12 protein-coding genes are annotated in these 12,762 nt (G+C 36.1%); 3 read left to right on the plus strand and 9 right to left on the minus strand.

What is annotated here, in order from left to right; genetic code table 11:
- The first annotated feature begins 115 nt into the window (after positions 1–115).
- Positions 116–865 carry a (S)-benzoin forming benzil reductase gene (locus ACW0JX_RS17140; RefSeq protein WP_048655745.1) on the plus strand — a complete coding sequence of 250 codons (750 nt, stop codon included), beginning with the start codon at positions 116–118 and terminating at the stop codon, positions 863–865.
- A gap of 35 nt (positions 866–900) precedes the next feature.
- Here ACW0JX_RS17140 and ACW0JX_RS17145 read toward each other — a convergent pair whose 3' ends face one another.
- From ACW0JX_RS17145 to ACW0JX_RS17170, 6 genes are all read right to left on the minus strand, one after another.
- Entirely contained in the window at positions 901–1,734 is an 834-nt protein-coding gene (locus ACW0JX_RS17145) for a GNAT family N-acetyltransferase (RefSeq protein ID WP_048655746.1), read from the minus strand.
- Positions 1,735–1,800: 66 nt separating this feature from the next.
- Positions 1,801–3,309 carry an argininosuccinate lyase gene (gene argH, locus ACW0JX_RS17150; RefSeq protein WP_048655747.1) on the minus strand — a complete coding sequence of 503 codons (1,509 nt, stop codon included), beginning with the start codon at positions 3,307–3,309 and terminating at the stop codon, positions 1,801–1,803.
- A gap of 101 nt (positions 3,310–3,410) precedes the next feature.
- Positions 3,411–4,520, minus strand: a complete 1,110-nt coding sequence (locus ACW0JX_RS17155) for a serine hydrolase (RefSeq protein WP_000751368.1) — start codon at positions 4,518–4,520, stop codon at positions 3,411–3,413.
- 117 nt (positions 4,521–4,637) lie between these two features.
- Positions 4,638–5,570, minus strand: coding sequence for a nucleoside hydrolase (locus ACW0JX_RS17160; RefSeq protein ID WP_000756465.1), 933 nt, complete (start codon positions 5,568–5,570; stop codon positions 4,638–4,640).
- A gap of 122 nt (positions 5,571–5,692) precedes the next feature.
- Positions 5,693–7,126 (minus strand): sodium/pantothenate symporter, encoded by a 1,434-nt coding sequence (gene panF, locus ACW0JX_RS17165; RefSeq protein ID WP_001104824.1) that lies wholly within the window; start codon positions 7,124–7,126, stop codon positions 5,693–5,695.
- A gap of 3 nt (positions 7,127–7,129) precedes the next feature.
- Positions 7,130–7,408 carry a YhdT family protein gene (locus ACW0JX_RS17170; RefSeq protein WP_000656237.1) on the minus strand — a complete coding sequence of 93 codons (279 nt, stop codon included), beginning with the start codon at positions 7,406–7,408 and terminating at the stop codon, positions 7,130–7,132.
- A gap of 273 nt (positions 7,409–7,681) precedes the next feature.
- Between ACW0JX_RS17170 and dhaS the strand changes: the two genes are divergently transcribed.
- Positions 7,682–9,166 carry an aldehyde dehydrogenase DhaS gene (gene dhaS / locus ACW0JX_RS17175; protein ID WP_000080279.1) on the plus strand — a complete coding sequence of 495 codons (1,485 nt, stop codon included), beginning with the start codon at positions 7,682–7,684 and terminating at the stop codon, positions 9,164–9,166.
- A 50-nt stretch (positions 9,167–9,216) separates the two neighbouring features.
- Here the strand turns inward: dhaS and fabG are convergent, their stop codons facing one another.
- A complete protein-coding gene (fabG, locus tag ACW0JX_RS17180; RefSeq protein ID WP_089171566.1) occupies positions 9,217–9,957 on the minus strand; it encodes a 3-oxoacyl-ACP reductase FabG in 741 nt (246 codons plus the stop codon).
- Between the two features lie 133 nt (positions 9,958–10,090).
- On the opposite strand from fabG, the gene ACW0JX_RS17185 reads away from it, so the two are divergent.
- The gene (locus ACW0JX_RS17185; protein WP_141241001.1) at positions 10,091–10,240 is read left to right on the plus strand and encodes a YfhD family protein; all 150 of its coding nucleotides are present in this window, start codon (positions 10,091–10,093) and stop codon (positions 10,238–10,240) included.
- Between the two features lie 73 nt (positions 10,241–10,313).
- Here the strand turns inward: ACW0JX_RS17185 and ACW0JX_RS17190 are convergent, their stop codons facing one another.
- Both ACW0JX_RS17190 and ACW0JX_RS17195 read right to left on the minus strand, forming a co-directional pair.
- The gene (locus ACW0JX_RS17190; RefSeq protein WP_459244965.1) at positions 10,314–12,167 is read right to left on the minus strand and encodes a terpene cyclase/mutase family protein; all 1,854 of its coding nucleotides are present in this window, start codon (positions 12,165–12,167) and stop codon (positions 10,314–10,316) included.
- Positions 12,168–12,266: 99 nt separating this feature from the next.
- Complete coding sequence (locus ACW0JX_RS17195; protein WP_000447817.1) at positions 12,267–12,692, minus strand: divergent PAP2 family protein; 426 nt, start codon at positions 12,690–12,692, stop codon at positions 12,267–12,269.
- Positions 12,693–12,762 lie beyond the last annotated feature (70 nt).

Below are 12,762 nucleotides of genomic sequence, written 5' to 3' on the forward strand. Positions count from 1 at the left end.
AATCATCTCATTTCATTTATAGTAAAAAGTGCTCTATACTATAAAATGTAGACAAACTATATAATGTACGTTGTCCAACAAAATTCCACATATATGGAGAGGGGTTTATTACACTATGCGCTACGTTATCATAACAGGAACTTCACAAGGCTTAGGTGAGGCAATCGCTACGCAATTGTTAGAAGAAAATACAACTGTCATCTCTATTTCTAGAAGAGAAAATAAAGAGCTTACTAAACTTGCAGAACAATATAATAGCAATTGCATTTTTCATTCCCTAGATCTTCAAGATGTACATAACTTAGAAACTAACTTTAAAGAGATCATTTCATCTATTAAAAAAGACAATGTATCCTCTATTCATTTAATTAATAATGCGGGTACAGTTGCACCTATGAAGCCAATTGAAAAAGCTGAAAGCGAACAATTCATTACGAACGTTCACATTAATTTACTTGCACCTATGATTCTTACATCTACATTTATGAAACATACGAAAGACTGGAAAGTAGATAAACGCGTTATTAACATTTCATCTGGTGCAGGAAAAAATCCTTACTTTGGCTGGGGCGCTTATTGTACAACAAAAGCTGGTGTAAATATGTTTACACAGTGCGTAGCAACTGAAGAAGTAGAAAAAGAATATCCAGTAAAAATCGTCGCTTTTGCACCTGGTGTTGTTGATACTAATATGCAATCACAAATTCGTGAAACAAATAAAGAAGATTTCATAAATTTGGACCGCTTCATTGCATTAAAAGAAGAAGGAAAACTATTATCACCTGAATATGTTGCGAAATCTATTCGTAACTTACTAGAAACTGAGGACTTCCCTCAAGGCGAGATTATTAGAATTGATGAATAACAAAAAGGTGTGCTAAAATTGCACACCTTTTTGTTTTACTTCTCTAAAAATATAAGCACAGACTCCGCAATTTGCTCATAACCAATTTCTTGATAAATTTTATTCGATATCGGATTCGCTAAATCAGTATATAACGTAGTCGTCTTGTACCCTTCATCTAACATACGTTGACTAAGTGCCGCTACACAATTAGATGCGTATCCCTTTTTCCTTGCTTCTTTCGGCGTGTATACGAAATTAACTGTTATATTATTTTTCGTTGGTCTCGTTTTTGCAGCTACAGAAACAAGTTTCCTATCTACTTCCAAACCAAACAGTCGATTTGTAGTTATTAATGTATGCGCAGTTTGTTTTGCTTCTTCTTTCGTAGTAGGAAGCTTTACGTCTTCACAAAATTGATATATCCACTGTTCTATTAATGGTAATTCATCATTATTTACCGCCCGGAAAAGTCCGTTCGCATTACACTTCTTCTTTACTCTGTTCAGCTCATACACACCTTGCTCCATTGCAACATTCATTTTCTTATTTTCTAATACCGCAATCTCTTCCGCTAATTTCTGTACAATTTTCTTATTACCGATCAATCCAGGAATATCCGGATATACTTTCGTTAACTCTTTTGCAAGTTCCTCAATAGCTACTCCCGAAATTTTAGAAGTTGCAACAATGATTTGTTTCTTCTCTTCTGTTTGCAGAAATACAACCGCAATGTCTTCTCCTTGTTTCGCTATCCCCATAAATATCGGTTCTTGAACCATTTGTAATACACCTAATATGAGATTGTTTTCCTGCTCATTCTTTTCTAGAAATGGTGTAACATCTTCTTTAAAATGAAAAATCTCTTCATATACATGTAATTGAATCATCGACAATCTCTTCTCTCTATTTATATTTTAATTAAGTATTGGCGATTAATTCATTAAATCCCTCTTTTACGATTCAATAATATTCAAAGCTAATGTATTCAAGGCATTTTCAGCTTGTAAAATTCTCTGTTTTTCCTTTTCAAATACATCTTCTTCTTTTCGAAAGGACTCTTTTCGATTTTTAATCATACGCTTCATTTCTTTTTTACTCGGTCCACCGTATACATTTCTTTTTTGAATAAAAGCTTCTGGCGATATAATTTCTTTCCACTCTTTTTCTAATAAATTTATTTTAAAATGTTCTTGCAAATACATATTTACATCTTTGAAGTGTAATTCATGTAGTTCTTTTTTCTGCTCCAATGACATATTTGCAATAGCACTTGCTGTATGATGAGCATGCCGAAATGGAATTTCATAGTTTTTTGTTAAAACATCGGCGAAATCCGTTATCGTTATTGCATGTTTATAGGAACGACTTTTTAACGTTTCTTCTTCTACTTTCATCGTTCGGATCACTGCATTCATCATACAAAAAACACGAATTGCCTTTTCAATTCCTTTATATAAATATGGCTGCAAGTCATCTTCCGTATCGACAATATCACCAAATGGTGTATTATGAATCATTTGAAATACTGTAAATGATTCTCCTAAAGCACTACTCGTAATTGCACGAGCGTGTTCAATTGAAACCGGATTTCGTTTTTGCGGCATTATACTACTGATTTGTACATATGGCTTTGCAACAGTAATACCGTCATATTCTTTCGTTGCTAACAACAAAAAGTCATGAATCCATCTACTCGTATTCGTCATCATTACCATAAGTAGCGAGCTAACTTCTAATAAATAATCCGCTCCGGCAACAGCATCATATGAGTTCTCAATTACAGTTGTAAATCCAAGTAGATGAGCAACTCGTTCTCGTTTAATCGGGAAACTTGTTGTAGAGAGTGCAGCTGCCCCCATTGGAGACTGATTTAAAAGCTGGTACGTTTTTTTCATTCGTTCTAAATCTCTTTGCATCGTATCATAAATTGCTAAAGTATAATGACCAAATGTTGTTGGCTGTGCCGGTTGTGTATGTGTATAAGCTGGCATGATCGTTTCCTTATGATCATCAGCAAGTTGCAGTACACTTTCTTGCAATAGCAAATAATGTTCCATTAATCGTAATATATACCGCCTTAAACTCATGCGATACATCGTTACACCCATATCATTTCTACTTCTACCAATATGCATATTACTTACAAAATCGCATTTCGCTTCTTGAGAAATTAAATGTTCGATTAAAAAAAAGAGGTCTTCATGCTGCTCTGTATATACCAATTTATCTTTTGGTATTCGCTCTACTTTTCTAAGTGCGTTTAATATAACTTTAGCTTCTTCTATTTTCATTAAACTTTCTTCAGTCAGCATCGTAATATGTGCTTTATGCACTTGAAACATATCTTTCAATAAGTAATTTCGTTGAAAATCAAATACATGTTGTAATACACAATCCACATATGTTTTTCCAGGGAAATCAGCGCCTTCACTCTTTATAAACTCTTCCTTACTCTGTTTCATCACCTTTTCCCCTCTCACCTAAGTATTACTACCCATCATACCCATTGATAGAAAAAAAGTGCCTGTACATAAAAATAAACTCGGTGCTCTCTGCACCGAGTTTATTTAATAAAAGTCGCATCATACTTATCACTTTGCAACACTTGGAAATGTAAGTTTGCTAAATGTTTCCGTATTTCTGCACTATCGTCTTCATTTAAATTATTCGCCAAAAACACAATTTCTGTACAGTTTCCACGTTTATCCATAGCGTAAACCGCTTTTGTAACCGTCCATGGTGTGTAACCATTCTTTTGTCCAGCATGTCTAAATGTTTTACGGTATTTCTTAGCACTCATGTCTGTTTCAACGATATTTGCCCACACTTTTTCTTCAGCTTCTGTCAAGCCACCTTTATGGTTTGCCTTTTGAAGTAATACCATATAATCATTTGCAGAAGCTGCTGGTAATCTATCTGACCATATTTTGTCGTAACGTTCCTCTAAATAAAGCGGAATTTCCTTCTGTAATAATGGTCCCTTCTTCTTTAAGCGTTCATGAATAATCATCGAATATTCACGATATTGCTCTTGAGACATTTCTTTTAACTTTTTCTCTATTTTATATTTTGGAACATGTAATTCTTTATGCAAATATCCCGGGATATACAAAGATGAAACGATTGGAAATAGTGGTTGATGTGCAGGAAGTGATAAACTTTGTAAATTTCGATTGATGTTATCTAATCCTAACAATTCCATTAAGTATTCAGCATTTGCATTCGAACTAAACTTAACCATTCCTTTTGCCACTTCTTCTAAAGAAACCGCTCCTTCAGTTATCTTGCCCGTCTTCTCCAAATACTTTTGCCATCTATCTTGTGCACCACCATCTGTATTCGGCACATAATAGCGATTCACATCGTTAATCGACACGAAACTAGACGAATCAATTTTCCCTTCAGTAACTTGTTTCGTATATTCAAGCGCCACAATTAATTTCATCGTACTAGCAACTGGCAATACAACATTTGGGTTTACAGAATAAACAACTTTATCATTTCTCTTTACTAGAAGCGCACTATTTTTTTCATCTTTATGTTCTTCAATAAAAGATGCAATATACTGTGCATCATCATTATTTGAACTCCACACTTTTTTCACTAAAAAGTTACCCGATATTAGCAAAACAAAAATACCCACAATTACTGCGCATACTATAGTTTTTTTCAAGTAAAATTCCTCTCCTATTGTGTAACTCTTCTCTATTTATCATTAAAAAACAGAATAATGGAGATGGTCATTTAAATAACCATCTCCATTATTTTAACTTGTATGCTCCTATTATGTCTACGTCATAAATTTCACAAAATCCTCAAGAAACTTTTTATAATGTAACGACCAACCAATTCGCACCCAATTTTTTAATGCTTTTGCATCAGGTTGAGGCCGAAAATCAGCAATACTCTCTCCTTTTGCAATTCCAGCTGTATCTACATCGACACGACGATATACATAGTCTAAAAGGGATGGATTTGCCGCAACCATCATTGTAACGACGTCATGTACTGGGCTTCCTTTTATTTTCGGATTTAACTTTCTATAAGCTTTATAATAATACGTAAATATCGGCTCGATTAACTTATTAAAACTCGTTTTAGAGTGTTTCGTAATATATTTTACCATTTCCGGCGTAATAATTGCTTCAGATGTAACGTTAAGTGGTACTAATGTCACATTTTTAGCATTTTGCATAACTAATTGCGACGCAATCGGATCACCATGAAAATTCGCCTCTGCGACTGGTGTTACATTGCCAGGCATTAAGAAAGCACCGCCCATTATATAATATTCTTTCACATACTTCATCATCGGCTTTTCTAAAATAAATGCCGTCGCTAGTGTTGTTGATCTACCAGCATCGACTATTATTAATTCCCCTTTATATTTTTCAAGAAGATCAAAAAATGCACAAAAAGGCTTTATATTTGGCGAAAAAGTTTTTGGAGGTTTAATTGGCCCTAAACCGTCTGCCCCATGAATTTCTGGATAATACGTTGTAACATCTCCGGATAAAGGAATTTTCGCACCATTAATAACAGGTATATCTTCCCGTCCTGCCATTTGCAATAAATATGCGGCATTACTTGTCGCCTTTTCTTGTGTCACATTTCCATATCCCGTTACTACCCCAACAATATCAATATCAGGATGCAACAATCCATACATAATTGCTAAAGAGTCATCAATGCCTGGGTCTCCTAAAAATAACACTTTTTTCATCGACCTCAACTCCATCCCCTCAGTTGTTATTAATTTATGAATAAACGTGGATATACAGAATAAAAAAGAACAAATTCATACGAAAAAACGCAGTCTTATAAGGACTACGTTCTTCAGCTAACCTATACTGTTTTTTTTACAGCACTCATACTTCCAATAACATAAGCGATAAACGCAAAACAAATTGGGAAGACAACTGTATGTATACCGAACGGATTTGGATAGAAAAGATGAATACACATATATGAACCTACTCCAACGAAAATGGAAGCAAGCGCTCCTGTAGCATTTCCTTTTCTCCAATATAACCCTAATACGATTGGCCAAATGAATGCTGCTTCTAATCCACCGAAAGAAAATAAATTTAGCCATATTAAAAAATCTGGTGGTTTAATCGCCGCTGCATAAACGAGTAGCCCTACAATACCAGTAATCCACAAACTTCCTTTTTTTATCGTACTGTCTGCTGCATCTTTATTTATGTAATTTACGTATATATCTTTAATAATTGACGAGCTTACAAGTAATAATAAAGAGTTTACTGTAGACATAATCGCCGCCATTGGTGCAGCTAAGAAAACTCCAGCTAACCAAGGTGGCAACACTTCCATCGCGAGTAGCGGCATTACTTTATCTGGTACCGTTATACCTGGAAGTACTACTCTTGCAAATACACCTGTTAAATGCATACCAATCATAATTGTACCAACGACAACTGTTCCAATTATTAAAGCTTGGTGCATAGCTTTTGAATTTTTATAAGACATGGCACGCACACTAATTTGCGGTAAACCTACAACGCCAATTCCAATTAAAATCCAAAATGATGTAACATATGATTTCGTTAAACTGCCATCTGCTCCGAATGGTGTAATTAAATTTGGATTAATTTGAACAAGTTCCTGCATAATCTTTTCAATTCCACCACCAGCAATGACAGTAGCAATTAAAATGATTGTCGTTCCAACTAACATAATGATTCCTAATAATGTATCTGATAGCGCGACTGCACGAAATCCACCAATTAATACGTACACAAGTACAGAAAAAGTAAATAAAAATAGTGCTGTTGTATACGATAGACCCGTTAGTGACTCGATTAATCGTCCACCGCCGACCCACTGGGCTACTGTCGCTGAAAATAAAAAGATAATAATACATAATGCAGAGAGTATAACAACTGCTTTATTATTGTATCTCCCTTTTAAATAATCGATAAGAGTAATTGCTTCCATCTTCCTAGCAATAATTGCAAACTTTTTACCGATAACCGTTAAAACGATATATCCTGTTACAACTTGAATCGCAGATAATAGTACCCATCCAAGCCCCATATTGTAAGCAATACCGGGACCACCAATAAAGCTACTTGCACTACCGTACGTAGCAATCATTGTCATCGCTAATAATAAACCGCCTAACTCACGCCCACCAAGAAAATATTCTTGTAAAAATTTATTATGTGCTGTTGCTTGCACGCGTCTTGAAGCATATACACCAATTAAAAATACAACGATAAACGAAATTATCATTGGAATGATTACATACCAATTCATCTATTATTCCTCACTTTTTTCTTCCTCATCGAGTGAAATATCTTGAAATACAAAACGAACAACTAAACTAAGTAAAATAACCATAACGATAAATCCAACGATACAGCTATAAAAAAACCATGCGGGAAAACCTAATACATATGTATATTCACTCGGATCTTTACTACCAAGCCCATAAGCAAATCCGTACCATATTATAAAATTAATAATAGCAAGTCCAAGACCAATTAACGCTTCTCTATGGGCTATTCGAAAGCGTGGATCATCATGATAATCTTTCATTTTTCCCCCTCCTCTCACGATGTATTATTGTACCATTGTTCTTCTAGTTTTTCCTACTAGAAAGCAAAAACAAGCAGGATTTTTTATAATCATATAGAAGCTTCTCTTACATTACATATTTTTTACAATTGTAACATAAATGAAATTTGAATTTTCAGTATTTATTAATTATGATTTTAATTAGAGGCTTTCCATCTAGTTTCCACATCCTTGATTTCGGAATAAGCGCCGTCTCGTACTGCGTTTACATTATATTTTCAAGGGGGTTATACAATGAGTCAACTAGCTGTAAATCTTCATGAAAAGGTAGAAAAGTTTCTTCAAGGTACAAAAAAGTTATATGTGAATGGATCTTTCATTGAAAGCGCTTCCGGTAAAACATTTAAAACACCTAACCCAGCAACTGGTGAAACACTTGCCGTCGTTTCTGAAGCTGGTCGCGAAGATATTCATAAAGCAGTAGTCGCAGCTCGTATGGCTTTTGACGAAGGTCCTTGGTCTCGTATGAGCACTGCTGAGCGAAGCCGTCTCATGTACAAGTTAGCTGATCTAATGGAAGAACATAAAGAAGAGCTTGCACAGCTCGAAACATTAGATAACGGAAAACCAATCCGTGAAACAATGGCAGCAGACATACCACTTGCAATTGAGCATATGCGCTATTACGCTGGATGGGCTACGAAAATCGTTGGTCAAACAATTCCTGTTTCCGGTGATTACTTTAACTATACACGCCATGAAGCTGTTGGTGTCGTTGGTCAAATTATCCCTTGGAACTTCCCGCTTCTTATGGCAATGTGGAAAATGGGAGCAGCGCTTGCTACAGGATGTACAATCGTTTTAAAACCTGCAGAACAAACTCCACTATCTGCTCTATACTTAGCTGAATTAATTGAAGAAGCTGGATTCCCGAAAGGTGTTATTAATATCGTACCTGGATTCGGTGAATCAGCTGGACAAGCTCTCGTTAATCATCCACTCGTTGATAAAATTGCATTTACCGGTTCTACTCCTGTCGGTAAACAAATTATGCGACAAGCATCCGAATCATTAAAACGCGTTACACTTGAATTAGGCGGTAAATCACCAAATATCATCTTGCCAGATGCTGATTTATCTCGCGCGATTCCTGGTGCACTTTCTGGTGTTATGTTTAACCAAGGACAAGTATGCTCTGCTGGGTCACGCTTATTTGTTCCGAAGAAAATGTATGATAATGTCATGGCTGATCTCGTCCTCTATTCTAAAAAACTAAATCAAGGTGTCGGTCTTAACCCTGAAACAACAATTGGTCCTCTCGTTTCTGAAGAACAACAAAAACGTGTAATGGGCTACATTGAAAAAGGGATTGAAGAAGGAGCTGAAGTACTATGCGGAGGAAGTAATCCATTCGATCAAGGCTACTTCGTTTCTCCTACAGTATTCGCTGACGTAAATGATGAAATGACGATCGCAAAAGAAGAAATTTTCGGTCCAGTTATTTCTGCAATACCGTTTAACGATATTGATGAAGTAATTGAACGTGCAAATAAATCACAATTCGGCTTAGCGGCTGGTGTGTGGACAGAAAATGTTAAAACAGCACACTATGTTGCAAGTAAAGTACGTGCAGGTACAGTATGGGTAAACTGTTATAACGTCTTTGATGCAGCATCTCCATTTGGAGGATTTAAACAATCTGGTCTTGGCCGTGAAATGGGATCTTACGCATTAAATAACTATACAGAAGTAAAGAGCGTTTGGCTTAACTTAAATTAATGAGAAAGAACCTGACCTACCTGGTCAGGTTCTTTTCATTATGTATTCCTTTAAACTTGCAGTCCTCCGCTCACATTTAATACTTCACCTGTAATATAAGATGCGTATTCTGATGCTAAAAAAGCTGCTGCATTCGCAATATCTTCTGGCGTTCCAATTCTACCAACTGGAATAGCACCAACCATCTTTTCTTTCACTTTATCTGGTATCGTATTTGTCATATCTGTATCCATAAAACCCGGACAAATCGCATTACAAGTAATACCGAAGCTTCCAACTTCTTTTGCTGCTGTTTTCGTTAAACCGACAACTCCTGCCTTTGTAGCCGCATAATTTGCTTGACCTATGTTTCCTTCTCTACTAATTGAAGATATATTAATAATGCGTCCATACCCTTGTTGTCTCATGTAAAGAAGCGCTGGTTGCATACAATAAAAAACTCCAGTTAAGTTCACTTGTAATACTTGTTCCCAAGCAGACTTCTCCATTTTATGTAACATTGCGTCTCTTGTAATTCCAGCATTATTCACCAAAATATGTAATGTACCAAATTTTTGAACCGCATATTCAATTAATGACTTTGCTTCATTTTGATTACTCACATCACATCGATATGAGCACACTTCATATCCTTCATCTGATAACTCACGTGTCGTTTTTTGTAGATTCTCTTCATTTACATCGCTAATTAATACTTTCGCCCCTAGTTTTGCATAAACCCTTGCAATCTCTTTTCCAATTCCCTGTGCAGCTCCTGTTACAACAGCTGTTTTCCCATTTAAAAACTCCATTCCTATCCCCCATTTCTATTACTTATACTGTATATTTCGGCTTTTTGCTTTCCAATTCCTCTTTGTATAAAAAAGTCTATTTGTGTCAAACTAACTTTGCAACGTCGCATAAAGTGCAAGGAGATTGTGTCGAATGAACAAAAAGAATTTCAAACAAAGCAAAGCAACTGATGGCATTGATGTTGAGTTCTCTCGCGAACTCGCTGACCACAATGACTTAGAAGCAAACGCACGTGCAAATGCCGCTGATGCACGTCAAAAACGCCCATCAACCGAAAAATAAGGTACATCACAACCTTATTCTTTTCAAAAGGGACCTACTACCCAACAAAATAAACCGAGAGACATCTCTCGGTTTATTTTCTATATTTTTTTGCATAATGAGCCAAAGTAAGCAACGGATATATATGAGCATAACTATGATAACGAATATAAAACCCACCTGGTAAACCTGTTCCAGTAGGATATTTTTCATTTACATAAGGGTTGGAGAGCAAATATGAAATACCTTTGCGAATGACTGGCGTTTCTTTATCATAGTAAGAAATGAGGGCATCTAACGCCCATGCTGTTTGGGATGGTGTACTAAATGGCAAAGTAACAAATCTTTTTTCCACACTACTTTGGCAAGACTCTCCCCAGCCACCATCTTCATGCTGTATATGTTCAAGCCATAAAGCTGCTCGTTTCAATGATGGATCGCTAGATGGTATTCCGAGTGACCGTAAACCCGTCAACACTGCCCACGTACCATATATATAACAAATTCCCCATTTCCCATACCACGATCCATTTTCCTCTTGTACATTCATTAACCAATTTATCGCACTTTGTTTTTGTTTCTCGGGCAATTCATTTTGCGTATACGTCCCGAAAAATTCTAACACTCTTCCTGTAATATCTGGTGTAGAAGGATCTGTAATCATATCACTTGCATTTTCGATTGGTAACTTTGCTAATATACGGCTCGTTACCCCTTTTTCAAAAGCCCCCCAACCACCATCATTATTTTGCAATCCTTTAACCCAATTAACCGCTCGCTTCCAAGCATTGTCTACATTTTCGTTCCCTCTACTTCGCGCCAATGCTCTTAACGCAGCAGTTGTATCATCAATATCTGGAATCGTCGTATTCACATCCGAAAAGCCCCAACCACCTGGGAAGAGATCCGGTGCATGTACACTCCAATCTACTTTCTTTGTTTGCTGTTTTCTTAGTAAATACGCTGATGCATTTTGAATCACTTTACTTGCTTTCGGAACTTGAGCTTCTTGCAAAGCATAACTGAGTAAAGCTGTATCCCATATAGTTGACGGAGAGTTTTGCAAATGGTTCCCTCTTTCCATCTTCCATATATAAGATGTAATTCCCATTATAGCCTTCTCAATAATTGGTGATTGAATAGAATGTCCTAATGCAAGTAAAGCATAAATCATATAAAACGAAGCAGTTGCGTAACTATATAATGTTCCATTTTCATCAATACGCTCTTTCATAAAACGTTCTACTTCCTCATATCCTTTATGATGCAAAGAAAGTGGATACGTTATAATTTTCTTCACGTCACTTGCTAACGTTTGAAAAACTGGAGACCGATCCTCTCGAAACCATTCTCCGCCCCCGCCTGCAATGTGATTTAAATTTGGCAATAACTTTTTCCCTACTCGAAACCTTTTATTTAAGCACAGCATCATCGGAATTAAATGGATACGTGCTGAGCTACTCAATTCAAATATACTGAGAGGGGAATCATTCTGTAGAAACATGATTGGTGTTGGTAAATGGAAGAGTGAAGGATATTCATATTCTCCATGAATTGCTAATAAAAACTTCGTCATAAAATGAGCACGCGCCACGCCTCCGCGTTCCTTAATAAAATTTTCCGCTCGCTTCATATTCGCATCTTCTTTTGTATATTTTTCCGATGCAAGTAAGGCAGCATAAGATTGAATTGTAGCAGATAAATTACCACCCATTTCATCTTCATACAATTTCCATGTTCCTTCATTTGTTTGAAGTGATGCTAATCTTTTTACAAACGGTTCTATCTCTTTATCTCTACCTAATAATTTTAATAAAAAAATCATATGGCAATCTGTTAATGGCGCTCCTTCAAAACAAAACTGCCACGTACCATCTTGCCGTTGCATTGTTTGAAGTGCAGTTGTTCTTCTCTCTATTTCTTCATGCACTTTTTCATATAATAACAAGTTACTCACCCACCCTTTCGAAATCCGTATAACGATATTCAAAAAGGTAGCTGAATATGTATAAAAACAAAGAAAAGCAGAACATATAAAATGTTCCGCTCATAAACAATATCCTACTCCGACAATAATCCCTAATAAAGCACCAACTACTACTTCATACGGTGTATGCCCAACAAGTTCATTTAACTTCTTATATTCTGTTTGTCTACCGTGAAAAAACTCATTCAATATTTTTGCTTGTTTACTTACTGCAAGCCTTACTCCTGAAGCATCATACATAACAATAATGGCAAAAATAGTAGCAACCGCAAACATCGAGCTTTCCACACCTTCTACTACCCCAACTCCTGTAGCAAGTGCTGTAACAGTTGAAGCATGAGAACTCGGCATCCCACCTGAAGCGAAAAACTTTGCAAAATCAAATTCACCCGTTTTGATTAATTTAAAGACTACTTTCGTTAATTGTGCTAAAAACCATGAAATTACAGCGGCCATAAGCGGATCATTATGTAAAATTGTTTCCACGTTCTCAGCTCCCTACTAGCTATGATGGAAATCCTATATAGTATCAGTATAAAGAAAAATGCGTAGAAAA

The sequence above is a fragment of the Bacillus sp. C-3-6 genome (genome assembly GCF_054509685.1).